The 25,515-nt window shown below is 62.9% G+C and carries 22 protein-coding genes; 6 read left to right on the plus strand and 16 right to left on the minus strand.

Annotation, left to right across the window (positions count from 1 at the left end):
* Positions 1-145: 145 nt before the first annotated feature.
* The gene (locus GST84_20665) at positions 146-2,773 is read right to left on the minus strand and encodes a phosphoenolpyruvate carboxylase (GenBank protein ID XGB14610.1); all 2,628 of its coding nucleotides are present in this window, start codon (positions 2,771-2,773) and stop codon (positions 146-148) included.
* Positions 2,774-3,033: 260 nt separating this feature from the next.
* Here GST84_20665 and GST84_20670 point away from each other — a divergent pair, with 260 nt between their 5' ends.
* The 3 genes from GST84_20670 (at position 3,034) to GST84_20680 (ending at position 4,910) form a co-directional block, all read left to right on the plus strand.
* A complete protein-coding gene (locus GST84_20670; GenBank protein XGB14611.1) occupies positions 3,034-3,378 on the plus strand; it encodes a pilin assembly protein in 345 nt (114 codons plus the stop codon).
* 276 nt (positions 3,379-3,654) lie between these two features.
* A complete protein-coding gene (locus tag GST84_20675; GenBank protein ID XGB14612.1) occupies positions 3,655-4,068 on the plus strand; it encodes a DUF4398 domain-containing protein in 414 nt (137 codons plus the stop codon).
* A 50-nt stretch (positions 4,069-4,118) separates the two neighbouring features.
* Entirely contained in the window at positions 4,119-4,910 is a 792-nt protein-coding gene (locus GST84_20680; protein ID XGB14613.1) for an OmpA family protein, read from the plus strand.
* Between the two features lie 915 nt (positions 4,911-5,825).
* On the opposite strand, the gene GST84_20685 is transcribed toward GST84_20680, so the two are convergent.
* The 7 genes from GST84_20685 to prfB form a co-directional block, all read right to left on the minus strand.
* Positions 5,826-6,152, minus strand: a complete 327-nt coding sequence (locus GST84_20685) for a hypothetical protein (GenBank protein ID XGB14614.1) — start codon at positions 6,150-6,152, stop codon at positions 5,826-5,828.
* Complete coding sequence (locus tag GST84_20690) at positions 6,149-7,072, minus strand: alpha/beta fold hydrolase (GenBank protein ID XGB14615.1); 924 nt, start codon at positions 7,070-7,072, stop codon at positions 6,149-6,151. Before GST84_20690 ends, GST84_20685 begins: the two co-directional genes overlap by 4 nt.
* Complete coding sequence (locus GST84_20695; GenBank protein XGB14616.1) at positions 7,044-8,321, minus strand: flavohemoglobin expression-modulating QEGLA motif protein; 1,278 nt, start codon at positions 8,319-8,321, stop codon at positions 7,044-7,046. Before GST84_20695 ends, GST84_20690 begins: the two co-directional genes overlap by 29 nt.
* A 135-nt stretch (positions 8,322-8,456) precedes the next feature.
* Entirely contained in the window at positions 8,457-9,005 is a 549-nt protein-coding gene (locus GST84_20700; GenBank protein ID XGB14617.1) for a hypothetical protein, read from the minus strand.
* Positions 9,006-9,035: 30 nt separating this feature from the next.
* Positions 9,036-9,740 carry a TetR family transcriptional regulator gene (locus GST84_20705; protein XGB14618.1) on the minus strand — a complete coding sequence of 235 codons (705 nt, stop codon included), beginning with the start codon at positions 9,738-9,740 and terminating at the stop codon, positions 9,036-9,038.
* A 207-nt stretch (positions 9,741-9,947) separates the two neighbouring features.
* Entirely contained in the window at positions 9,948-11,450 is a 1,503-nt protein-coding gene (gene lysS, locus GST84_20710; GenBank protein XGB14619.1) for a lysine--tRNA ligase, read from the minus strand.
* Between the two features lie 93 nt (positions 11,451-11,543).
* A protein-coding gene (prfB, locus tag GST84_20715) for a peptide chain release factor 2 (protein ID XGB14620.1) occupies positions 11,544-12,639 on the minus strand; the annotation gives its coding sequence in 2 pieces (ribosomal slippage) (positions 11,544-12,566 and positions 12,568-12,639; 1,095 coding nt in all).
* A gap of 305 nt (positions 12,640-12,944) precedes the next feature.
* Here prfB and GST84_20720 point away from each other — a divergent pair.
* The gene (locus GST84_20720) at positions 12,945-13,376 is read left to right on the plus strand and encodes a hypothetical protein (GenBank protein XGB14621.1); all 432 of its coding nucleotides are present in this window, start codon (positions 12,945-12,947) and stop codon (positions 13,374-13,376) included.
* A gap of 81 nt (positions 13,377-13,457) precedes the next feature.
* Here GST84_20720 and GST84_20725 read toward each other — a convergent pair whose 3' ends face one another.
* The 8 genes from GST84_20725 to GST84_20760 all read right to left on the minus strand — a co-directional run bounded on the left by GST84_20725 (position 13,458) and on the right by GST84_20760 (position 22,964).
* Entirely contained in the window at positions 13,458-14,462 is a 1,005-nt protein-coding gene (locus tag GST84_20725) for a diguanylate cyclase (GenBank protein ID XGB14622.1), read from the minus strand.
* A gap of 51 nt (positions 14,463-14,513) precedes the next feature.
* A complete protein-coding gene (cheB, locus tag GST84_20730) occupies positions 14,514-15,527 on the minus strand; it encodes a chemotaxis-specific protein-glutamate methyltransferase CheB (protein ID XGB14623.1) in 1,014 nt (337 codons plus the stop codon).
* Positions 15,524-17,815 (minus strand): response regulator, encoded by a 2,292-nt coding sequence (locus GST84_20735; protein ID XGB14624.1) that lies wholly within the window; start codon positions 17,813-17,815, stop codon positions 15,524-15,526. Before GST84_20735 ends, cheB begins: the two co-directional genes overlap by 4 nt.
* Positions 17,812-18,477 carry a chemotaxis protein CheW gene (locus GST84_20740; GenBank protein XGB14625.1) on the minus strand — a complete coding sequence of 222 codons (666 nt, stop codon included), beginning with the start codon at positions 18,475-18,477 and terminating at the stop codon, positions 17,812-17,814. The genes GST84_20735 and GST84_20740 overlap by 4 nt, the downstream gene beginning before the upstream one ends.
* Positions 18,474-19,757, minus strand: a complete 1,284-nt coding sequence (locus tag GST84_20745; protein ID XGB14626.1) for a tetratricopeptide repeat protein — start codon at positions 19,755-19,757, stop codon at positions 18,474-18,476. The genes GST84_20740 and GST84_20745 overlap by 4 nt, the downstream gene beginning before the upstream one ends.
* Positions 19,754-20,260, minus strand: a complete 507-nt coding sequence (locus GST84_20750; protein XGB14627.1) for a chemotaxis protein CheW — start codon at positions 20,258-20,260, stop codon at positions 19,754-19,756. The genes GST84_20745 and GST84_20750 overlap by 4 nt, the downstream gene beginning before the upstream one ends.
* Positions 20,261-20,265: 5 nt before the next feature.
* Positions 20,266-21,888: a HAMP domain-containing protein gene (locus tag GST84_20755; protein ID XGB14628.1), complete on the minus strand. Its 1,623-nt coding sequence runs from the start codon at positions 21,886-21,888 to the stop codon at positions 20,266-20,268.
* A 392-nt stretch (positions 21,889-22,280) separates the two neighbouring features.
* A complete protein-coding gene (locus GST84_20760) occupies positions 22,281-22,964 on the minus strand; it encodes a DUF533 domain-containing protein (GenBank protein XGB14629.1) in 684 nt (227 codons plus the stop codon).
* 216 nt (positions 22,965-23,180) lie between these two features.
* Here GST84_20760 and GST84_20765 point away from each other — a divergent pair, with 216 nt between their 5' ends.
* Together GST84_20765 and GST84_20770 are read left to right on the plus strand one after the other, a co-directional pair.
* A complete protein-coding gene (locus tag GST84_20765; protein ID XGB14630.1) occupies positions 23,181-24,332 on the plus strand; it encodes an extracellular solute-binding protein in 1,152 nt (383 codons plus the stop codon).
* A gap of 150 nt (positions 24,333-24,482) precedes the next feature.
* Complete coding sequence (locus GST84_20770) at positions 24,483-25,514, plus strand: ATP-binding cassette domain-containing protein (protein XGB14631.1); 1,032 nt, start codon at positions 24,483-24,485, stop codon at positions 25,512-25,514.
* The last annotated feature ends 1 nt before the right edge of the window (position 25,515 follow it).

A 25,515-nucleotide genomic window follows, 5' to 3' on the forward strand; every position in this document is an offset into this window, starting at 1 on the left:
GCCCGGCAGCCAGACAAGCGTCCCAAAGTTGCAGGAATGCGCCACTTGCGGCTGACCGGGCAGGCGGTTGCGCCCGGCGCAACCACCCTTCCCGACATTGTGCCGGGCCTGTATGACACTCGCCAGGCATGACCCGGGCTTGCCCTTAGCCGGTGTTGCGCAGCCCGGCAGCAATACCCGCCACGGTCACCAGCAAGGCCTGCTCCAACGGGCTGTCCAGAGCGGCTTCGCGGCTGCGCGAGCGGGCCAGCAACTCTGCCTGCAGGCGGTGCAACGGGTCCAGATAGGTATTGCGCAGGCTAATGAATTCCAGTGTCTCGGGGCTGTGCGCCAGTAGCACCGGCTGCCTGGTCAGGCCCAGCACCACCTGGCACGACTGCGACAATAGGTCGCGCAGGTGCGCACCTAAAGGGAGCAAGTGCGGTTGCACCAGACGTTCGTCGTAGGCCTCGGCAATTTGCGCATCGGCCTTGGCCAGGACCATTTCCAGCATGTCGATGCGAGTGCGGAAGAACGGCCATTGCTCACGCATCTGCGCCAGCAACTCACCCTGCCCCCGGGCCAAGGCGTTCGTCAGCGCGGTTTCCCAGCCCAGCCAGGCCGGCAGCATCAGCCGGGTCTGGGTCCAGCCGAAGATCCACGGGATGGCGCGCAGGCTTTCGATACCCCCGGCGCGGCGCTTGGCCGGGCGGCTGCCCAGCGGCAGGCGCCCCAGCTCCTGTTCTGGCGTCGACTGGCGGAAGTACTCGACGAAATCGGGGTTCTCCCGTACCACGCTGCGGTAGGCCTGGACACCATCGGCAGCCAACTGGTCCATCACCTCACGCCAGGCAGGTTGCGGGGGCGGCGGTGGCAACAGCGTGGCTTCAAGCACGGCAGCCAGGTACAGGTTGAGGTTTTGCTCGGCGATGCCCGGCAGGCCGAACTTGAAGCGAATCATTTCACCCTGCTCGGTGGTGCGGAAACGCCCCGCTACCGAACCCGGTGGCTGCGACAGGATCGCGGCATGGGCCGGGCCACCGCCTCGCCCGACCGTACCGCCACGACCGTGGAACAGCAGCAGCTCGACCTGATGCTCGGCACAGATACGCACCAGGTTTTCCTGAGCCCGGTACTGCGCCCAGGCAGCAGCCGTGGTGCCGGCGTCCTTGGCCGAATCGGAGTAGCCGATCATCACTTCCTGCGGGCCGCGCAGGCCCGCGCGGTAGCCCGGCAGGCCAAGCAGGCGCTGCATGACCGGGCCGGCGTTGTCGAGGTCGGCCAGGGTCTCGAACAGTGGCACCACACGCATGGGGCGGGTCAGGCCGGCTTCCTTGAGCAACAGTTGTACCGCCAGTACATCCGAGGCGGCCCCCGCCATGGAGATGACGTAAGACCCCAGCGAGGCGGCCGGTGCAGCGGCCACTTCCCTGCAGGTCGCCAGCACTTCGGCGGTGTCCGCTTGCGGCTTGAAATGCGCAGGTAGCAGGGGCCGGCGGTTTTTCAACTCGGCCTGGAGGAACGCGATGCGCTGCTCCTCATCCCAGTCGGCGTAACGCCCCAGGCCCAGGTAATCGGTAATCTCGGTCAGCGCATCACGGTGACGGGCAGCGTCCTGGCGCACGTCCAGGCGGCCCAGGAACAGGCCGAAGGTGACCGCACGGCGCAAGCAGTCAAGCAGCGGGCCTTCAGCGATAACGCCCATGCCGCATTCGTGCAGTGACTGGTAGCACAGCTCCAGCGGCGCGATCAGCTCGCAGTTCTCCACCAGCACGTCGGCACCGGCCGGTTGGTTGCTGGTCAAGGCCGACTGCGCCCATGCGCGTGTCGCACGCAGGCGGTCGCGCAATCGCTTGAGCACTGCGCGGTAAGGTTCGGCACTGTCGCCGACTTGTGCGCGCAGGGCGTCGCTGGCCTGCTGCATGGACAGCTCGGCGGCCAGTGCGTCGATATCGCGCAGGAACAGGTCGGCGGCCATCCAGCGCGCCAACAGCAGCACTTCGCGGGTGACGGCAGCCGTCACATTGGGGTTGCCATCACGGTCGCCACCCATCCACGAGGCAAAGCGGATCGGCGCGGCCTCCAGCGGCAGCCGCAGGCCAGTGGCCTCCAGCAGGGCCTTGTCGACCTTGCGCAGGTGGCTGGGGATGGCGTGCCACAGCGAATGCTCGATCACTGCGAAACCCCACTTGGCTTCGTCTACCGGCGTAGGCCGAGTACGGCGGATTTCTTCGGTGTGCCAGGCCTCGGCGATCAGCCGGCGCAGGCGTTCGCGCACTTGCTGGCGTTCTGCCGGGGTCAGGTCACGATGGTCCTGTGCGGCCAGTTGGCCGGCGATCGCGTCGTACTTCTGGATCAGCGTGCGGCGGGCCACTTCGGTGGGGTGTGCGGTGAGCACCAACTGGATATCGAGCTTGGCCAGTTGCCGGGCCAGGGCGTCGTTGCTGTGGCCGGCCTGCTTCAGACGCCCCAGCAGCTCGGGCAGTACCCGCGCTTCGAAAGGTTCGGGTTGGTCAGCGTCGCGGCGGCGGATCAACTGGTACTGCTCGGCCATGTTGGCCAGGTTGAGGAACTGGTTGAAGGCCCTCGCTACAGGCAGCAGGTCTTCTTCGGCCAAGTCCGCCAGGGTTGAACTCAGTTGCTCACCAGGGCCGCGGCGGTCGGCCTTGGCACTGTGGCGGATGTCCTCGATTTTCTGCAGGAACGCATCGCCATGCTGCTGGCGAATGGTTTCGCCAAGCAGTTCGCCCAACACATGGACATCTTCACGCAAACGCACATCGATATCGGTCATTGGCGCTCTCTCCGTTGCATCCCTATCAGCCTCAGCGCGCCCTGTGCAAGCGCGGGTTAACCCGTGAATAACCCAAGGCGGTGCCTGGCACCGGCGTTGCCGGTGTTCGCGGGTAAACCCGCTCCTACAGGGGGGCGGTATCCCCCAAGAGTGCCCACAGCCGGGCGACGATGGCAAGCCGTGATGGGCCAAACCAAACTAAAGTGAAAGCACAGCACTCCCATGCAGTGCAGCCTTTCCAGGCGTCAACAGAGGTCATCATGAAAATTCGTGAACTCGCCCAGCATTGGGAACAGAATGCCGCCGGCACCCTCAGCCGTACGGGCCATGTCCTGCACCTGGACCTGGAGTCCGAGGCGCGCCTGGCCGCGCTGATCGACATGTACCCCAAACGCACGGCCGAAGAACTGCTCGGCGAACTGGTCGCAGCCGCCCTTGAAGAATTGGAGGCCAGCTTCCCCTATGTACAGGGCCGCCAGGTCATCGCCACTGACGAAGAGGGTGACCCACTTTACGAAGACGTTGGTCCTACGCCGCGCTTTCTCTCCCTGTCCCGCCAACACCTGCATAACTTGAGCAACGCTACAGTCGACAGCGACAAGTAACCGTCCGCTCCCCCGTTCCGGGCCTGCTCAAGGCCCGGAATACCGCTTCAGCCTGAGAAAGTTCCAGACTAATCGCACTGACCGATCAGTCAGAAATAGTTATCCGATTACGACGCTTTTTTCTGAACTATTCGAAAAACGTCCGAGTCGGAGCCAATAGCCATCACGCTAAAACCCTGCACACTGCCCTCGTGCACCGTTGAGCTGAAGCGCGCGGTTTTGTCAGGGATTGAGCGATGGACTGCTACGGACATCGTCGTTATCAGGAGTGATCCAATGGAACTGACCACCATGAAGACCCGCACTAGCAAACTGTCATCCACTCATGTGCGCGGGTTCAAGCTGGCCGCGCTGGCACTGGGCAGTAGCCTGGTCCTGGCCGGCTGTGCGGGCAATCCGCCCACCGAGCAGTATGCCGTTACCCAGTCCGCCGTGAACTCCGCCGTCAGCGCCGGCGGTACCGAGTTCGCCGCCGTGGAAATGAAGGCGGCTCAGGACAAGTTCAAGCAAGCCGAAATCGCCATGCACGACAAGAAGTACGACGAGGCCAAGCGCCTGGCCCAACAGGCCGAATGGGATGCCCGCCTCGCCGAACGCAAGGCCCAGGCAGCCAAAGCCCAGAAGGCCGTGCAGGATGCCCGTCAGGGCGTTCAGGACGTACGTGAGGAAGGCCTGCGCAGCGTTCAGTGAACCCTGCCCCGCCAACCTTAGCCTTCGCACACGATCAAAGGATGAACACTATGCGCAAACACGTCATGATTCCCGCCCTGCTGGCCCTGAGCGTCGGTCTTGCTGCCTGCTCGCACGATCCGAATGCCAACCTGGAAGCGGCCCGCACCAACTTCTCTTCTCTGCAGAGCAATCCGCAAGCGAGCAAGGTTGCGGCGCTGGAGACCAAGGACGCCCAGGACTGGCTGAACAAAGCCGACAAGGCCTACATGGACCGTGAAGACGAGAAGAAAGTCGACCAACTGGCCTACCTGACCAACCAGCGCGTCGAAGTGGCCAAGCAGACCATTGCCCTGCGCACCGCCGAAGCTGAACTGAAGAACGCCTCGGCCCAGCGCGCCCAGGCCAAGCTGGATGCCCGCGACGCGCAGATCGCCAAGCTGCAGGAGAGCCTCAACGCCAAGCAGACCGACCGCGGAACGCTGGTGACCTTCGGCGATGTACTGTTCGACTTCAACAAAGCCGAACTCAAGAGCAGCGCTTACCCGAACATCACCAAGCTGGCGCAGTTCCTCCAGGAAAACCCGGAACGCAAGGTGATCGTCGAGGGCTACACCGACAGCGTCGGCTCGGCCAACTACAATCAGACACTGTCCGAGCGCCGTGCCAACAGCGTGCGCATGGCACTGGTACGTGCAGGGGTAGATCCGGCGCGTATCGTTTCGCAAGGCTATGGCAAGGAGTACCCGGTAGCGGACAACTCGAGCAACTCGGGGCGTGCGCAGAACCGTCGGGTGGAGGTGACCATCTCCAACGACAACCAGCCGGTGGCACCACGCTCGGTGAGCCAGGCTCAGCGGTAAGGCTGGAACGCTGAAAGGACAAGCCCCGCGATTGAGGCGGGGCTTTTCTTTGTTCGCCGATAATGTTGTGGCGCCTGCGAGATCGAGCGCCGCCCGCGCGGCGCATCGCGAGCTATGCTCGCTCCTACGTTTGTTTCGGGCCAATTATTCCTGTGGGATTTGCGCGCGAACGCCTTGGCGCATGGCGCGATATCGCGTCGTACAAACAAGGCGGTCGCGCGCGTCTGTCACAGGCGTAACTGGCCCGAAACAGATGTAGGAGCGAGCTTGCTCGCGATGCGCCGCGCGGGCGGCGCTCGATCTCGCGGGCGCCAAAAATGCTGCGCCGAACACTCACTGCACCTGCTGCGGTGTTTCCTCGCCCATGCAGCGCACCGCACGCTTGCGGTTGTCCACCAGCACGTCGGTCAGGCCTTTCTGTTTGTTTCGGGCCAATTATGCCTGTGGGGTTGGCGCGCGAACTCCTTGGTGCATAGCGCGTTATCGCGTCGTACAAACAAGGCGGTCGCGCGCGTCTGTCACAGGCGTAACTGGCCCGAAACAGATGTAGGAGCGAGCTTGCTCGCGATGCGCCGCGTGGGCGGCGCTCGATCTCGCGGGCGCCAAAAATGCTGCGCCGAACACTCACTGCACCTGCTGCGGTGTTTCCTCGCCCATGCAGCGCACCGCACGCTTGCGGTTGTCCACCAGCACGTCGGTCAGGCCTTTCTGTTTGTTTCGGGCCAATTATGCCTGTGGGGTTGGCGCGCGAACGCCTTGGTGCATAGCGCGATATCGCGTCGTACAAACAAGGCGGTCGCGCGCGTCTGTCACAGGCGTAACTGGCCCGAAACAGATGTAGGAGCGAGCTTGCTCGCGATGCGCCGCGCGGGCGGCGCTCGATCTCGCGGGCGCCCAAAATGCTGCGCCGAACACTCACCGCACCTGTTGCGGTGTTTCCTCGCCCATGCAGCGCACCGCACGCTTGCGGTTGTCCACCAGCACGCCGGTCAGGCCTTTCTGCTGGGTGTCGAACAGCACCAGCACCCCATCGACGCACTGGGCCACTTGCGGTGCCGGGTCCAGCGATACCTTGTAGTCCTCGCCGGGGATGGTCTTGAGCATGGTGAAATCCTGCAGCAGCAGGGCATCTTCAGGCTTGGCAAAATGCAGATAACCGTAATACCACAAAGCCCCCACCGTCACGATGATGCTGCCGACGCCGGTCAGGATCAGCGGGATGGCGTTGCGTTCTTCACTCATTGCTTGTTCTTCTCGTCAGGGTAATTGGGCACTTCGGCTAGCCGCCGCAGGCCGTTGAAATGGCTGGGGTCATCGAGGAATCGCAGCATCACCTGGCGCCAGGTAGGGTCGGCGAACGTCTGCACGTGCCCCCCTCGGGTCAGTTGCAGCACCCGCGGTGGTGGCGCGTGCTGATACAGGCGGATGGCGTTGTCCATCGGCACCAGGTTGTCGTCGATGCTGTGGAAAAACAACTTGGGCGGACTGCTCAATTGCTCGATCGAGTGGATCGCGCTGTCGCCGTCCGGCACCAGCCACGACAACGGAACCTGTAACGGCCAGGTCATCCAAGAGGTGCTGAGCGCAAAGCGCCCTACCGCGCGGTAACTGGCCGGCACACCATCGAACACAAGGGCGCTGAAACGCTGGCGCTGCTCGGGGTGGGCCGCCAGGTAATGAATGGCCATGGCACCGCCCAGGCTCTGCCCCAGCAGTACCAACGGCTTGCCCCTGACCTCGGGCGACTGCTCCAGCCAGGCCATGGCTGCGGCAATGTCCTCGTACACTTCCGGCAGGCTCGGCTGGCCCTGAGACAAGCCATAGCCGCGGTAATCGATCATCAACACCTGGTAGCCCTGCTCCGGCAGCCAGTAGCTACCCCCCAGGTGCCCAGGCAGGTTACCGCCGTTGCCGTGCAGGTGCAGCACCGTACCCTTGACTTCGACCCCGGCCTTGGCCGGCAGCCACCAACCGTGAAGGCGGATGCCATCAGCAGTGGTCAGCGTGACGTCGCGGTATTCCAGCTTGGCCCGCTCAGGGGTGAAGGCCTGACCACGCTCGGGGTAGAACAGCAGGCTGCTGCAGCCGCCAAGGCTCAGCAGGACCAGGCCCAGGACCAGCAGGCGGCAGTTCTCAGAGAATGTTCGCGTAGTCGGCTTCAATACGGTCCAGGCTCAGGTGGTTGAGGAAGTTGGAGAAGCACATCCAGGCCGACAGCGCGTTAAGGTCGCGGAACTGTTCGGGCAGGTACTTGGGCGGCTCGACCAGCCCTTCCTCGACGAGTTGGCGCAGGGTGCGCATGTCTTCCAAGGTGGTCTTGCCACAGAACAGCAACGGGATCTGTTCCAGTTTGCCCTTCTTCACGGCCAACTGAATGTAGTTGTAAACCATGATGAAGCCCTTGAGGTAGGACAAGTCCTTGGTGAATGGCAAGCCGTTGGGCACCGACCCGCGGAACACCCGGCTGGCGTTGCTGTAGCTCTGCGCCATCTCGAAGCCCTGCTCGCGGAAAAAACCGTAGACCTGCATGAAGTCTGCGCCCTCCTCGACCATGTGGATGGCTCGGGTGCGGTTGGTGAGCTTGCGCAGGCGGCTGGGGTAGGAGGCAAAGGCGATCACCTCCATGAGGATGGCCAGGCCCTCCTGGGTTACCGTCGACGAGGGCGGGCCCTTGGCCAGGAAGGTGCAGATCGGCTGGTTCAGGCCATTGAGCGTGGTCCCGACATGCACCAACCCTTCGTGCACCTCCAGGGCGCGCACATCGCGGGTGTTGAACATGGCATCGGCACGCACCTTGATGTAGTCGGCACCGGCTGCGGCGTCAGCGACGATGCCGTCTGACTCGAACACACGAATGGTTCCCTCGGCCTCGCCGAACACTTTGTTCAGCCGATGCTGGAGGATCTCCACGGTTTCCTTGGCGGTGAGGTTCTTTGGCTCATCCTTGAGGTCACCACGGCCATCGATGTTGTTCAGGTAGTCCGACAGCATCAGCCCAAGGTCGGCCAGGGTCGGGTCACCGGCGTGGAAGGCATCCGAGGCGGCGCCATACAGCTCTTGGGAGATCAGGCCGAAGTCTTCGGTACCGCGCGCTTCAAGCATGCGCACCACCATGCGGTATTCACGGCACATGCGCTTCATGATCTGCCCGACCGGGTTGAACTGGCCCAGCTGGCGAATGATGTCGCGCTCGATGCCCTGGAACTCGGCCTTGACAGCGCTGGAGTCGAACGACAGCGGGCGCGATTGGTAGTAGGCACGATCTACCGCCGGCGGCTCCTTGCCCTTGGCCTTGAGAAAGCCCTGGCGGATGTTGTCGTCCCACTTCACCGCGTCCAGGACCCGAATAGGCGTCTGTGCCGCAACGATGCGGTCGGACAGGGCGCGGATGGTTTGCTGGTATTCGTCCACCGGGGACTCCTTTCTAGTACACGAAACCTGTACCGGCGTCTTCGCGGGCTTGCCCGCTCCCACAGGGACACCACAGGATCAGATACCTGTGAAATACCTGTGGGAGCGGGCAAGCCCGCGAAGACGCCAACACGGTCATTTGCCCGAGCGCTGGAACCGCGCCACTTCGACGAACAGGTCGGAGTTGGCCGGGTCGTCCAGGTAGGCCAGCACCCGCGCTGCCGGGCTGTCGATCAGCACGCCGTCGCCGTTGTCGTCCGGCACTTCGGTGCTGCGCCCGGTCAGTTCCTTTTTGTCCACCGCCTGCTGCACCTGCTCGACGTCCAGGTTGTAGACCACCAGTTCCTTGCCATCGACGATGTCGAAGCCGCCAATCAGGAAATTGCCACCCAGCCGCTTGGGCACGCCAGCCGACAAGTACCAGCGGTTGCCGTGGCGTGACACGGTGAACACGTACTCTTCAGGGGCCTTGCCCTTGGCCGTGGCCACCGCCTTGTAGGCGTCGCCACCGCTACGGCTGATCACCAGTTTCAGCGGCTCCCCCCAGGCGTCCTTGCTGCTCCACTTGCCGAGCAGGGCCTTGGGCGCTGCCTGGTTGCTGGGCAAGGGCTCATGGAAGGTCACCAGACAACCGCCCAGCAGCAGGAATGACAAAGTCAACAACACCACACGCCAGGCTTTCATCAGGTTCTCCTTGAAAAGGTCGTTCTCGCCTCAGGCCGATGCCAGCACCAGCTGCAGGTATCGGGTAAGCATAGCGAGCATCTGCCCATCGGCTTGCGCATTCGCTTGCTTGAGCAGGCCTTGATATTCCAACTGCTCGATAATCGCCGTCAACATCTGTGCATCCTGCTCCGGCTGCCGCGAGCCCACGACCTGCAGCAATTGCCGGGTGCCGTGCAGCAGGATCTGCTCATGAGCGCACACCAGCTCGGCCAGTCGCGGGCACAGCAATGCTTCCTGGCGGAAGGCCTGCTCGGCCATCAGGAAGTCACGGCGGTTCAGCAATTGCCGCTGAACGTAGTCGGCGGTCATACGCGCCACCTCGTCAGCCAGCCGCGCCCGGGCCTGCGGGCTGCCATCGCCCTGTGCCAGCAACTGGCGCAACACCACCTCGGTGTTGGCCCACAGCTTGGCCATGTAGGCCGCACTGCGCTCGACGTACTGGGCAAAGGTATCGGTGAGCAGGTCCTCGATGTCCTTGAAGTAGTAGGTGGTGGCCGACAATGGCACGCCGGCCTCGGCGGCCACTGCCCGGTGGCGCACACCGCGCACGCCATCGCGCACGACAATGCGCATGGCGGCATCGAGAATCAACTGGCGACGCTGTTCGCTGCCTTGGCGGGCAGTCTTGCGGCCTTGGTATTGCACGCTTTCGGCGACGGCGGTGGCGATGCCGGCGGCGCCTTGGTCAGGCATGGCGGGTGTCACGGGGGATACCTCATGGGCAGTTTTTCATCGGTGCCGGCCTCTTCGCGGGCACGCCCGCTCCCACAGGGCCCCCGCAACATTCAGGAGTATGCGCAAGTCCTGTGGGAGCGGGCGTGCCCGCGAAGAGCCCAGTACCGACAACATAAAGCTTCAGGCAAGAAAAAGCCGCCTCGAAAGGCGGCTCGTTCAGCTTACTCAGGCCTGCGGACGCATGTGCGGGAACAGGATGACGTCGCGGATCGACGGCGAGTTGGTCAGCAGCATCACCAGGCGGTCGATGCCGATGCCTTCACCGGCGGTCGGCGGCATGCCGTACTCCAGCGCACGAACGAAGTCGGCGTCATAGTGCATGGCTTCATCGTCACCCGCGTCCTTCTCGGCCACCTGGGCCAGGAAACGCTCGGCCTGATCTTCGGCATCGTTGAGCTCGGAGTAGGCGTTGGCGATTTCGCGGCCACCGATGAACAGCTCGAAACGATCGGTAACGGCCGGGTTCTCGTCGTTGCGACGGGCCAGCGGCGACACTTCGAACGGGTACTCGGTAATGAAGTGCGGCTGTTCCAGCTTGTGCTCGACCAACTCTTCGAAAATCATCACCTGCAGCTTGCCCAAGCCTTCATGGCCCAGCACCTTGGCGCCGGCCTTCCTGGCGATCTCGCGGGCGCGGTCGACGTCCTGCAGGTCGGCAGCGGTCAGCTCCGGGTTGTACTTGAGGATCGAGTCGAACACCGACAGGCGCACGAACGGCTCGCCGAAGTGGAATACCTTGTCGCCGTACGGCACGTCGGTGGAGCCCAGTACCAGTTGCGCCAGCTCGCGGAACAGTTCCTCGGTGAGGTCCATGTTGTCGCGGTAATCGGCGTAGGCCTGGTAGAACTCGAGCATGGTGAATTCAGGGTTGTGACGAGTCGAAACGCCTTCGTTACGGAAGTTACGGTTGATCTCGAACACTTTTTCGAAGCCACCCACGACCAGGCGCTTGAGGTACAGCTCCGGCGCGATACGCAGGAACATGGCCATGTCCAGGGCGTTGTGGTGGGTTTCGAACGGCTTGGCTGCCGCACCGCCCGGGATGGTCTGCAGCATCGGCGTTTCGACTTCAAGGAAGTCACGCTCGATGAGGAACTTGCGGATGTGCGAGATCACCTGCGAACGCACACGGAAGGTGTGGCGGGTTTCTTCGTTGACCATCAGGTCGACGTAGCGCTGGCGGTAGCGCTGCTCGGTGTCGGTCAGGCCGTGGTGCTTGTCGGGCAGCGGGCGCAGCGACTTGGTCAGCAGGCGCACGTTGGTCATTTCGACGTACAGGTCGCCCTTGCCGGAACGGGCCAGGGTGCCTTCGGCGCTGATGATGTCGCCCAGGTCCCAGGTCTTGACGGCGGCCAGGGTTTCTTCCGGCAGGGTCTTGCGGTTGACGTAGACCTGAATACGGCCAGTCATGTCCTGGATAACCATGAACGAACCACGGTTGAGCATGATGCGGCCGGCGACCTTGACCGGGATCGCGGCTGCTTCCAGCTCTTCCTTGGTCTTGTCCGCATACTGCTTCTGCAGGTCGTTGCAGTAGCTGTCGCGACGGAAGTCGTTGGGGAAGGCATTGCCCTTGGCACGCTCGGCGGCAAGTTTTTCCTTGCGCAGGGCGATCAGGGCATTTTCTTCCTGTTGCAGGTCTTGCGATTCGGTCTTCAGGTCGCTCATGTCGTCATTCTTTCCATCAGGTATTCGTTGCCCGTTCCGGGCAGGGCACGCGCTACCGGCGGCTGGCCAGGTAGCGCGGCATGGGGGTGCTAATCACAGGCCCTGCTTGAGGCTCGCTTCCAGATACTGGTCGAGGTCGCCGTCGAGGACTTTCTGGCAGTCGCTACGCTCGACGCCGGTACGCAGATCCTTGATGCGCGAGTCATCCAGCACGTAGGAGCGAATCTGGTGGCCCCAGCCGATGTCCGACTTGCTGTCTTCCAGCGCCTGCGAAGCAGCGTTGCGCTTCTGCATTTCCAGTTCGTACAACTTGGCCCGCAGCATTTTCATGGCGGTGTCCTTGTTGGCGTGCTGGGAACGTTCGTTCTGGCAAGCCACCACAGTGTTAGTCGGCACGTGGGTGATACGGACCGCCGAGTCGGTGGTGTTCACGTGCTGACCACCGGCACCGGAGGAGCGGTAGGTGTCGATGCGCAGGTCGGACGGGTTGATCTCGATTTCGACCTTGTCGTCGATCTCGGGCGATACGAACACCGCCGAGAACGATGTGTGGCGACGGGCGCCGGAGTCGAACGGGCTCTTGCGCACCAGGCGGTGCACGCCGATTTCGGTGCGCAGCCAGCCAAAGGCGTACTCGCCCTTGATGTGCACGGTGGCACCCTTGATGCCGGCCACTTCACCTTCGGAAAGCTCGATGATGGTGGCGTCGAAACCACGCTTGTCGGCCCAGCGCAGGTACATGCGCAGCAGGATGTTGGCCCAATCCTGTGCTTCGGTACCACCGGAGCCGGCCTGGATATCCAGGTAGGCGTTGTTCATGTCCATCTCGCCGCTGAACATGCGACGGAACTCAAGCTGGGCCAGGTTTTCTTCCAGGCTTTCCAGCTCGGTCACGACGTCGCCGACGGCGCCTTCGTCATTTTCTTCGACGGCCATGTCGAGCAGGTCCTGGCAGTCACCCAGGCCGTTGGACAGCTTGTCCAGGGTCTCGACGACCTGGGCCAGCATGGCACGCTCGCGGCCCAGTGCCTGGGCGTACTCAGGCTTGTTCCAGACGTTGGGGTCTTCCAGCTCGCGGTTGACTTCGATCAGGCGGTCATGCTTGTGATCGTAGTCAAAGATACCCCCGAATTGACAGGGAACGTTCGGTGAGGTCCTTGATGGTGTTCAGGATCGGTTGGATTTCCATGGGCTGCCTACTCGCGCGAATTCGGTGAAAAGCCCGCGAGTATAACGCAGTCGGAGGCGCGGCGGCAGGCCCGCCCGGCAGGGAAACTCCACAGGTTTGGAGCATGCCGATCACGGCGAATATCACAATCGCAGACGAGCGCCAGAAATGTGCTGACTTGGAATAATTGGAGCGAGGAATTTCAGAGGTTTTGCATTCGCGCTCCCCGTCGGAACTGGCATTTCTGCCAGTTGCACGCATCAACGGCAGCTATTCAACTCTTACCTCGTAATACCGACCTGCAATCCCACCCAGGCGAGGCCAAAATGAATACCACCAAAATCATCGAAATTTACCCTAAATCAGCCACAAATACCGAATGGAGACTTAAAGGCGAGTTCGGCACCCTGACCATACCGAAAGAAAAAAACGGCTCGCTCAGCCTTAAAGCCATAACCAACCCAAGCGGCTCCCCTACAAAATACAGATTCGAGATGAATATTCTCTTCCCTGGCGTCGAGGGTGGGTCCCAGGAAAGCCTGGAGCAAGTCAGGACGGAGTTCATCTTCGCGAGCTCAATCAACCGCATAGAACATAGCGTCGATCAGAAATTGGTCACCTATGATTACTACGGCGATGACAATACGCTCAAGGTCAAGTCCATTTATCCGTGCAAGGTCGCCTACCAGCTTGTCTACAAGAATGGCGACATGGTTATCTTTCACGGCCCTACAAGGTACATAGAAATCGTGGAGTGAGCGTTATAAAAACAGGGGTATCGATACCGCCAGCCATCTTCGTCAACATTCTGAACAGTGCGCGCTGGCGGTATTCGCCCCTCAAGCAACGCCCACTTGGTTCCGGCCGCTGTTCTTGGCCAGATACAGCCCCTTGTCCGCCGCCGAAATCAGCTGCCGGCAATGGCTGCCAATAGCAGGCGTCTGGGTGGCTAGGCCGATGCTTACGGTCAAAAATGCATCAGCCGTCGGCGCAGTATGCGGGATGCCCAGGCCCAGCACGGTCTGGCGCAGCTTTTCGGCCACCAGCCGTGCCCCGCCTGGCGAGGTGTTGGGCAGCACCAGGGCGAACTCTTCGCCGCCATAGCGCGCCGGCAGGTCGGTCGGCCGCGAGCACGAGCTACGGATGGCTTCGGCCACCTGGCGCAAGGCCTCGTCACCGGCCAGGTGGCCAAAGCTGTCGTTGTAGACTTTGAAGTAGTCCACGTCGATCATCAGCAACGACAGCTGCTGCTGTTCACGCATCGCCCGGCGCCATTCCAGCTCCAGGTACTCGTCGAAATGGCGACGGTTGGACAGCCCGGTCAGGCCATCGGAGTTCATCAGCCGCTGCAGCATCAGGTTGGAATCCAGCAACTGCTGCTGGCTGACGCGCAGGGCACGGTAGGCCTCGTCGCGCTGCAGCAGGGTCAGGTAGGAACGCGAGTGGTAGCGGATGCGTGCCACCAGTTCGATGGTGTCAGGCAGCTTGACCAGGTAATCGTTGGCCCCGGCGGCAAATGCCGCACTCTTCACCAACGGGTCTTCCTTGGTCGACAGGACGATGATCGGGATGTCCTGGGTCACCGGGTTGTTGCGGTACTCGCGCACCAGAGTCAAGCCGTCCAGGCCAGGCATGATCAGGTCCTGAAGAATGACCGTGGGCTTGATGCGCATGGCCTGGGCCACCGCCTGGTGCGGGTCGGCACAGAAGTGGAAGTCGATGTTGTCTTCATTGGCCAAGCCACGCCGCACCGCTTCGCCGATCATGGCCTGATCGTCGACCAGCAGCACCATCGCCGAGTTCTCATTGGTGGTCGCGAAACCTTCGATCGGTAAATCATTCATCATTGTTCACCCGATCACTACCGGCCTGGCGGCGTGATTCAATACATTTCGTCATTTTGCGAAAAATTCAGTCAAGCGCCCGGCTATGCGTTCCAGCGGGCGAATTTCCACGGCGGCATCAATAGCCGCAGCAGCCTTGGGCATGCCGTACACCGCGCTGCTGGCCTGGTCCTGGGCAATGGTCAGAAAGCCCTGCTGACGCATCAGCTTCAGCCCCTGGGCACCGTCGCGGCCCATGCCGGTGAGCAGCACGCCCACCGCATCGCCATTCCAGTAACGTGCCACGCTCTCGAAGAACACATCGATCGAGGGCCGGTAGATTTCATTCACAGGTTCGGCAGTGTAGGCCAGTTGGCCGCTCTGTAGCAGGCGAATGTGGTGGTTGGTGCCGGCCAGGAGTACCTGCCCTGGCTGCGGTGGTTCGCCTTCACGGGCCAGGCGCACCGGCATGCCTGCTGCGCTGCTGAGCCATTCGGCCATGCCTGCGGCAAACACCTGGTCCACATGCTGGACCAGCACGATGGCCGCCGGAAACGCTGCCGGCAAGCCCTTGAGCAACACTTCGAGTGCTGCAGGGCCACCCGCCGAAGACCCGATTGCCACCAACCCGCGACGCTGGGAAGCCTCGCGCGGCGGTGCGGCCACCGACCTTGCGGCAGGTGCACGCTGCTGGCCGACCAGCCAGCCAATATTGAGGATCTTGCGCAGCAAGGGCGCCGCCGCTTCGCGGGCATCGCCAGCACCCAGCGCAGGGGTGTCGACCACATCGAGGGCGCCATGGCCCATGGCCTCGAACACCCGGTGCACGTTCTGTTTACGGTCGACCGTAACGATGACAATGGCGCATGGGGTTTCGGCCATGATCCGCCGGGTCGCCTCGACACCGTCCATCACCGGCATGATCAGGTCCATGAGGATGAGGTCCGGTAACTGCTCGGTGCAGCGCTGCACCGCCTCAGCACCGTTGCTGGCCACCCATACGACCTGGTGTGCGGGCTCCAGGGCAACCGCCCGGCGCAACGCTTCGACGGCCAGGGGCATGTCATTGACGATGGCGATCTTCATCCCTGAGCACCTCCGATCAGCTCCACCACAGCATCCAGCAACGCATCGTCGTGGAAGCTGGCCTTTGCCAAATAGTAGTCGGCGCCAGCATCCAGTCCTCGCCGCCGGTCTTCCTCACGGTCTTTATAGGACACCACCATCACTGGCAACGACTGCAGGCGCTGGTCGCGACGCACCAGGGTAACCAGCTCGATGCCGTCCATGCGCGGCATGTCGATGTCGGTGATCAGCAGGTCGAAGTCCTCGCCGCGCAGGGCGTTCCAGCCGTCCATGCCATCCACCGCGACCGCCACTTCGTAGCCACGGTTGCCCAGCAGCTTGCGCTGCAGTTCGCGCACGGTCAGCGAGTCGTCGACCACCAGGATACGTTTGCGGACCACACCGCGGGCTCCGCTGCTGCCGCGTTCGATGCGCTCCAGGCTGCCAGTGCTGAGCAGTTTTTCCACCGAGCGCAGCAAGTCTTCGACATCGACAATCAGGACCACCGAGCCATCATCGAGCAAGGCGCCGGAGGAAATGTCCTGCACCTTCCCCAAGCGCGGGTCGAGTGGCATCACGACCAGCACCCGCTCCCCCACCAACCGCTCCACGGCCACGCCGTACAGATGCTCGCGCTCACGAATCACCACCACCCGCAGGCTGGCTTCGTCACTTTGCCCGGCCGGGCGATTGAGCAGCTGGCTGGCCGCCACCAGGCCGATATGCCGGCCTTCGTGCCAGAAGTGCTGGCGCCCCTCGATCTGCACGATCTGGTCGGCGGTCACTTCCAGCGTGCGTTCGATATGCGCCAGCGGGAAGGCGTAAGCCTCACCGCCCACCTCGACCACCAGGCTGCGAACGACCGACAGGGTCAGCGGCACCTGCAGATGGAAGCGACAGCCCTGCCCTGCCACCTGGGTCAACTCGATCGAGCCGCGCAGCTCGCGGATCAAGTGCTGCACCGCATCCAGCCCCACACCGCGCCCGGACACTTCGGTAACCTTGTCGCGCAGGCTGAAACCGGGCAGGAACAGGAACGTCAGCAGCTCCGCCTCACTCATCTGCGCCACCGTATCAGCAGGCGACAGGGCGCGCTCGACGATGCTGCTGCGCAGGCGCTCCAGGTCGATACCGGCGCCATCGTCGATCAGCTCCAGGCTGAGCATGCCCGCCTGGTGCGAAGCCCGCAGTCGGATCACCCCCTCGTCCGGCTTGCCCGCCAGCAGGCGCCGCTCGGGCAATTCGATGCCGTGATCGACGGCATTGCGCAACAGGTGGGTCAGCGGTGCTTCGAGCTTTTCCAGCACATCGCGGTCGACCTGGGTCTTCTCCCCTTCCACCACCAGCCGCACCGGTTTGCCCAGCGAACGGCCCAGGTCGCGAACCATGCGGCTTTGCCCGGTCAGCACGTCGGCAAACGGCCGCATCCGGCAAGCCAGGGCGGTGTCATACAACAACTGCGCACGCTGGCTGGCCTGCCAGCCGAACTCATCCAGGTCGGCCGCCTGTTGCTGCAAAATCTGCTGGGTCTCTGCCAGCAGGCGCTGGGTCTGTGCCAAGGCCTCAAGCACCTCGCTGCTCTGACCACTGTCTTCCAATTGCATGCGCAAGCCGTCAAGTGCCTGCATGCCTTGGCCGTGCATGCGTTTGAGACGCTGCAAGGTAGCCAGGTACGGTTTGAGCCGCTGGGTTTCCACCAGCGACTTGCTGGACAGGTCAAGCAGGCTATTGAGGCGGTCGGCGGTGACACGCAGTACCCGCTCGGCACCTTCGCCAGCGCGCTTGCCAGCCTTGCGCCGCAGGGCTGGTTCGGGTTCTGGCGGTTCGGCTCGCACTACCTCGGGTGCAGGCGGCAGGGTTGCCAGCGGCGGCTCCGGCGACGCGGATGCAGCCAGCGGCACGACAGGCACGGCAGAAGTGCCCGAGTCGAGCAGGCTGGCCATTTGCGCAAGAAACACCGGCAAGGTCGCCTGCGCCCCGGCATCGCCGGGTGTGGCAATACGTATCAGCAGGTCGGTACCTTGCAACAGCGCGTCAATATGCTCGGCGGTCAGACGCAGTCGGCCTTCCTGAGCCGCTACCAGGCAATCCTCCATGACGTGGGCGACACTGACACCAGCATCCACCCCGACGATGCGCGCTGCCCCCTTGAGCGAGTGCGCAGCGCGCATGCACGCTTCTAGCTGGTCGGCCTGGGTGGGGTTGCGCTCCAGTGCCATCAGGCCAGCGCTGAGCACTTGGGTCTGTGCCTCGGCTTCCAGGCTGAACAGTTCGAGCAACGATGCGTCGCGCATTTGCTCTGGGGTCATGACAGGCTCCGCTGCACGGCAGACATTAAGTGTTGATCGTCCAGAACCCGCACGCTGCGGCCGCGCCACTGCAAGACTGCGGCGGTGAAGCGTGTGGCGTCCCGGCCACTGCCCAGCAGCTGCGGGTCGAGCCGATGAATACCGTCGATTTCCTCGACGGCCATCACCACCGGCCCCCCCTCGGCGGCCAGAATAAGCATACGTGGCATCGCCCGGGCGCTACGTGGCTCGGTGGCGCCGGCCTGCACCCCGAGCAAGTCAGCCAGTGACAGGCACGGCACCAACGCGCCGCGCACATTGGCAACCCCATGCAGCAGCCGCGAGCGCTGGTGCGGCAATGAATGCACCGCCTGCAACGGGGCGATCTCGACCAGGCAAGCGGTAGCCAGCGCCAGCCATTCTTCGCCCAGACGGAACAGCAGCATGGAATGGCCGGTGTTTTCCTCGTCCGGCTGCACCGCTGCAGCCTGGTGGTCCTGCGTCAGCGCATAGCGGTCGAGCAAACGCGTGGCAGCAGCGGCATACACCTCGCAATTGCGGCAATGAACATGCCGCTCCAGCAGTGGGCACTGCTTGTCGCCGCGCACGCCAATGCGGTTCCAGCAGTCGTCGATGTGTGCATCATCCTCGGCGAGCAACTGCATCGCGGAATCACTGTTCATCGTTCAGACTCCCGGCCAGCCCGCGCCGCGCGCTCCTGAAGGCGCCGGGCGCCGGCCAGGTCACCCTGGGCCGCCAGCAAGGCGGCCAGGTGCACCAGCGCCTCGGGGTGCTGTGGTTCCAGGTACAGGGCCTTGCGATAATGGCTCAACGCCTGCTGCGCATCGCCTTCAGTATCACTGAGCAATCCCAGCCAGTAGTAAACCTGTGCCGACGGCGGGTACTGGCTCAGGTAGCGCTGGCATTCGCTACGGGCCTGCTCGCTGGCGCCGGCATTGGCCAGCCGGGCAATGCCGGCCAGCAACTCACTGGCCCCCTCGTGCTTGTGCTCGCGGGCTGGCGCTGGCTTGGCCGCCACCGGCAGGACACGCAGCGGGCGCAGCGAACGAGGCAACGCCACGCTGGGCTGGGGATAAACCGGTGCGGGTAAAGTCGTGAACGTACGCTTGGCGGGTTGGGCAGGTGCCGCAGCCAAGGGGGCGCTGTCGCCTTCGTGACGCACATAGGCAAACGACTGGGCGATCCCCAGCGGACGCATACCCATGCGTGCCAACAAGCTGCCTTCTGCCGGGCCGATAAACAGCACACCCTGCGGATGCAGCAAGCGCTTGAGCACTTCGAACACACGCTGTTGGGTCGCTACGTCGAAATAGATCAACAGATTGCGACAGAACACGAAGTCATACAGGCCGTCGCGGCTGGCCAGCGCCGGGTCAAGCACATTGCCCACCCGCAGGCTGACTTGCTGGCGTACCCGTTCATGCAGGCGGTGGCCTTCGCCCAGAGCATCGAAGTAACGATCGCGAAAGCACAGTTCGCTACCACGGAACGCATTGCGCCCATAAACCGCCTGCCCAGCCTTGGCAACCGAACTGGGGCTGATGTCCATTCCATCAACAAGGAATGCCCCTGGCGCCATGCCGGCGTCAAACAAGGCCATGGCCAGCGAATAGGGCTCTTCGCCGGTAGAACACGGCAGGCTGAGCAAGCGCAACGGACGCGCGCCAGCCAGTTGAGCCAGCCGTTTATGGGCCAGGCTGGCCAGCGCTTTGAAGGATTCGGGGTACCGGAAAAACCAGGTTTCCGGGACGATCACCGCTTCGATCAGCGCCTGTTGCTCATCTGCCGACTGCTGCAGGCGCAGCCAGTAATCGTCCAGGTCCATCGCGCCCGCAGCCACGCAACGTTGACGCAGCGCGCGTTCGACCATGGGCGCGCCCACCGACTCCACGTCCAGGCCAATACGCTCGCGCAAGAAGCGGAAGAAACGCTGTTCGTTCATGTGGGCATCCCTGTCGGGTATTGCGTGTACAGCAATGCGTGCACGGTGTCGGGCAGCAGGTCATTGACTTCGATGCGCTGCAGCAGGCCCTGGGCATCCTGGCGCACTGGGCCCAGATAAGGCGCTTCGCCTGTGTCCACCCCATAGGGCTGGAACTCGTCGGGTTGGCAACGCAGGGTTTCGGTGGCCTGCTCCAGGATCAGGCCCAGCTGCAGGCTGCCTCGGTAGCGCACCAGCACCAAGCGGGTGCTGGTGCGTTGCACCGCCGGCTGGCCGAAGCTCAGGGCGGCAAGGTCGATCACCGGTACCAACTGGCCACGATGGGCGAGGATACCCGCCACCCAGGCAGGTGCCTGGGCGATCGGCTTGAGCGGCTGACGGGGCAGCACTTCGACCACCTCGTGCACGCTCAGGGCAAACCGCTGCTCTCTGATGCGAAACTGTAGGTACAACACCCCTTTGGTGTTCTCCGCCCCCGCGCTGCGCAGTTGCAAGTCGTTCATCGCGGTCAGACTTTGAAACGCGACACGCCGCCACGCAGGCCCGCGGCCACCTGGCTCAGCTCATCGATGGCATAGCTGGCCTGGCGCAACGACTCGACAGTCTGGGTGCTGGCATCGCTGAGCTGGGCCAGCGCCTGGTTGATCTGCTCGGCACCGGTGGCCTGGGCCTGCATGCCTTCGTTGACCATCAATACGCGCGGCGCCAAGGCCTGCACCTGGTGAATGATCTGGCTGAGTTGTTCGCCCACCTGCTGCACCTCGAACATGCCGCGGCGCACTTCTTCGGAGAACTTGTCCATCCCCATGACACCGGCCGACACTGCCGACTGGATCTCGCGCACCATCTGCTCGATGTCATAGGTGGCCACGGCGGTCTGGTCGGCCAGGCGGCGCACTTCGGTAGCGACCACGGCAAAGCCGCGGCCATATTCGCCGGCCTTTTCCGCTTCGATGGCGGCGTTGAGCGACAGCAGATTGGTCTGGTCGGCAACCTTGACGATGGTTACCACCATCTGGGTGATGTTGCTGGCTTTCTCGTTGAGGATACCGAGCTTGGCATTGACCAGGTCGGCAGCGCCCATCACCTGGTGCATGGTCTCTTCCATGCGTGCCAGGCCCTGCTGCCCGGAGCCTGCCAGGCTGGATGCCTGATCAGCAGCCGTAGTCACTTCGGTCATGGTGCGCACCAGGTCCCGCGAAGTGGCGGCGATCTCCCGCGAGGTAGCGCCGATTTCGGTGGTGGTGGCGGCTGTTTCAGTGGCGGTGGCCTGCTGCTGCTTGGACGTGGCGGCAATTTCGGTGACCGAAGTGGTCACCTGCACCGACGAGCGTTGGGCCTGGGCCACAAGGTTGGCCAATGCCTCGGCCATTTCGTTGAAGCCGCTTTCGATGGCACCGAATTCGTCCTTGCGATCCAGGCTCAGGCGCATGCTCAGGTCACCGGAGCGCAGTTTGTCGAGGGCATGCACAATACGCTGCATGGGCGCCGTGATAGCGCGCATCAGCAGCAGGCCGCAGATGCCGGCAGCGACGATTGCCAGCAACAGCGAAACCAACATGCTGCCCTTGGCCGTGTTGACGGCATTGACGATCTCGTTGGTGGCGGCACCGGCAGAGGCCCGATTATTCTCGATCACATCATTCAGGTGCTCGCGCCCGTCCATCCAGGCCGGGGTGAGGACCTCGTTGATCAGCCGTTGGGCTTCGTCGTAGTTGTGCTGACCGTACGCATCCAGCACCTGGTTGACGATCTTGAGGTAGTTTTCTTCCAGTTGCACGAAGCTGTCAAATCGGGCCTGGTCGTCCTTGTCCTGAATGGTGGTCTGGTAACTGGCCATGAATTGCTTCAGCCGGTTATCGAAGTTTCTGAACAGTTCCAGGTCGGCCGAAGTAATTTCACGATGGTTCGACAGGCCCACCAACTGCTGGCTGGTGACGTAGCTGTCGACCCAGGCGCTGCGGATCATCGAGCTGTAGTAGACGCCGGGAATGCTATCGGTCCCCACCGCCTCTTCGGCGGTTTCGATAGTCACCAACCGCGAGTAGGCGGCCACGATCATCAGCAGCATGATGGCGATGATCACGGCGAAACTTGCCAGGATCCGTTGGCGCAAGGTCCAGTTCTTCACATTCAGCCCTCAGGAATTCACAACGAGCGGGAAAAATCGCCGAAGTATAGCCTAGGCGCCTTATGCTTTTGCGGGTGAAGTGCGGGGTATGAGGTAAAAGCCACCATGTGCATGACGCAACATATTCAGCGCCTGTGAGATCGAGCGCCGCCCGCGCGGCGCATCGCGAGCTGCGCTCGCTCCTACGTTTGTTTCGGGCCAGTTATTTCTGAGGGATTTGCGCGCGAGCATTTTGCTGCATGGCGCGATATCACGTTGGACGAACAAGGCGGTCGCGCGCATTGGCACAGGCGTTACTGGCCCGAAACAAACGTAGGAGCGAGCGCAGCTCGCGATGCGCCGCGCGGGCGGCGCTCCATCTAACAGGCGCTGAATATTCCCCGACAGGTGTATTACGGAGCCACCGCTTGCCGTACCTGGTTTTCCAGCTCCTGGCGCAAGCCCGGGTCCAGCCGCAACTGGCGTGCCAACTCGTCCAGGTAGGCACGCTCCATGAAGTTTTCCTCATCAACCATCATCACGCTGGCCAGGTACATCTCGGCAGCCATCTCCGGCGTTTGCGCAGCGCGGGCCACTTCGGCCGGGTCCAGCGGCTTGTTCAGCTCGGCATGCAGCCAGTGTTGCAATTCGCGGTCGCTGTCCAGGCGCGTAAACTCGCCCTCGATCAACGCCCGCTCGCGCTCGTCGATATGCCCATCGGACTTGGCCGCAGCCACCAGGGCGCGCAGTACCGCCTGGCTGTGCTGCTCGGCCTGGGCCGGCGGCAGGCGGTCTATCGTTTGAGGCTCGGCTGCGGCCACACGCTGGTTTGCCTGCCAGTTGCCATAAGCTTTATAGGCCAGCACCCCCAGCGCGGCGAGGCCACCGTAAGCCAGGGCTTTGCCACCGTACTTGCGGGCCTTCTTGCTACCCAGCAACAGGCCCAGAGCGCCGCCCCCCAAAAGGCCGCCCCCTGCTCCGGACAATAACCCGCCAAGCCCGCCTGACGCGCTGCCAGGTTTGGTCGCGCCCCCCTGCTTCTCGAGCATTTGCTGGCCGGATTTGAGGAGTTGATCAAGCAAGCCCCGGGTATTCATTCGCGTGTCTCCACGTAAGAAGATTCAAACGCCAGAGTAAGGCTTGGCGAAGCACACGCCATGCAGGGATTTGCTTCCGGATGTTGCATTAGCTGGCAAAAAGCCAACTAGACTCGATATCGCCAATGCTTCGCACCCACGCACTACGCTTATAACGATTGCTTCACTGCTTGCCTCATGACTGCCCGAAAAAGATCGCCAAGAAGAGGGAACACCATGTCAGTGCACAAGACCGCATTGCTCGGCGCCACCACCTGCGCCATGCTGGCCAGCGCCAGCCTGCAGGCCGCCGAACCGCCCAAGGCCCTGGGAGCCGGCGAGGGGCGCCTGGACATCGTCGCCTGGCCCGGCTACATCGAACGCGGTGAAAGCGACAAGGCCTACGACTGGGTGACCAACTTCGAAAAGGAAACCGGCTGCAAGGTCAGTGTAAAAACGGCCGCCACCTCGGACGAGATGGTCAGCCTGATGACCAAGGGCGGCTATGACCTGGTCACCGCCTCGGGCGATGCATCGTTGCGGCTGATAGCAGGCAAGCGTGTACAACCGATCAACACCGCCCTGATCTCCAATTGGAAGACCATCGACCCGCGCTTGCAGAACGGTGGCTGGTATGTGGTCGACAAGCAGGTGTACGGCACGCCGTACCAGTGGGGGCCAAACGTGCTGCTGTACAACACCAACACCTTCAAGCAGGCACCGACCAGCTGGAGCGTGGTGTTCGAGCCGCAGAACCTGCCCGATGGCAAGCCGAACAAGGGCCGCGTGCAAGCCTATGACGGGCCGATCTACATCGCCGATGCAGCGCTGTACCTGAAGTCGTCCAGGCCCGAACTGGGCATCAAGGATCCGTACGAACTGAACGAGGCACAATACAAGGCCGTGCTGGAACTGCTGCGCCAGCAACAACCGCTGATCCACCGCTATTGGCATGACGCCACGGTCCAGATGAGCGATGTGAAAAACGAAGGCGTGGTTGCCTCCAGCTCCTGGGGCTACATGGTCAATGGCCTCAAGGCCGAGAACCAGCCAGTGGCCTCGACCATTCCCAAGGAGGGCGCGACCGGCTGGGCCGACACCACCATGCTGCACGCCGAGGCCAAGCACCCCAATTGCGCCTACAAATGGATGGACTGGTCGTTGCAACCTAAGGTGCAAGGCGATGTGGCAGCCTGGTTCGGCTCGTTGCCGGCTGTGCCGGCGGCGTGCACCGCCAGCGAGCTGCTGGGGGCCGAGGGCTGCAAGACCAACGGCTTCGACAACTTCGACAAGATTGCCTTCTGGAAAACACCGCAGGCCCAAGGGGGCAAGTTCGTGCCTTACAGCCGCTGGACCCAGGACTACATTGCGATCATGGGTGGTCGCTGAGGTTGTCTGAATGCCTGTGCCGGCCTCTTCCCGGGCAAGCCCGTTCCCACAGGTTCTTCACCTGATGCAAGGGTGACGCTCCACCTGTAGGAGCGGGCTTGCCCGCGAAGAGGCCGGTACAGGAGAAATATTCATTCCTGGAGTCCACGCATGCCCCTAGCCGTCCAGTTCACCCAGGTTTCCCGCACCTTCGGCGAGGTCAAGGCCGTCGACCAGGTCAGCATCGACATCATCGATGGCGAGTTCTTTTCCATGCTCGGCCCTTCCGGCTCAGGCAAGACCACCTGCCTGCGCCTGATCGCAGGCTTCGAGCAACCCTCCAGTGGGTCGATCCGCATCCAGGGGATCGAGGCTGCTGGCATGCCGCCCTACCAACGTGACGTCAACACTGTGTTCCAGGACTATGCGCTTTTCCCGCACATGAACGTGCTGGACAACATCGCCTATGGCCTGAAGGTAAAAGGCGTGGGCAAGGCCGAACGCCACAGCCGCGCCGAGGAAGCCCTGGCCATGGTAGCCCTGACCGGCTATGGCGCGCGCAAACCGGCACAGCTGTCTGGCGGCCAGCGTCAGCGCGTGGCCCTGGCCCGGGCGTTGGTCAACCGGCCGCGGGTGCTGCTGCTGGATGAGCCACTGGGCGCACTGGACCTGAAATTGCGCGAACAGATGCAAGGCGAGCTGAAAAAGCTGCAACGCCAACTGGGCATCACCTTCATCTTCGTCACCCACGACCAGACCGAAGCGCTGTCGATGTCCGACCGGGTCGCGGTGTTCAACCGCGGCCGAATCGAACAGGTCGACACCCCGCGCAACCTGTACATGAAGCCCAGCACAACCTTCGTTGCTGAATTCGTCGGCACGTCCAACGTGGTGCGGGGCGAGCTGGCCATGCAGCTCAACGGCAGCCTTGCGCCCTTCTCCATCCGCCCCGAGCACATTCGCCTGGGCGACCCGGTAGTGACCAGCCATGAGGTACAGGTCAGCGGCGTGCTGCGTGATGTCCAGTACCAAGGCAGCGCCACCCGCTACGAACTGCAGCTGGACAACGGCCAACTGCTGGCAGTCAGCCAGGCCAATGACCGCTGGCAGAAGCAGATACAGGCCTGGCAGCCCGGGCAAAGGCTGCAGGCGCACTGGCCCCGCGAGGCCATGACAGTGCTGCAGGAAACCGAGGACCGCTGAG

Origin of the sequence: Pseudomonas putida (assembly GCA_041879295.1) — a bacterium.
Classification (GTDB): Bacteria; Pseudomonadota; Gammaproteobacteria; order Pseudomonadales; family Pseudomonadaceae; genus Aquipseudomonas; species Aquipseudomonas putida_Y.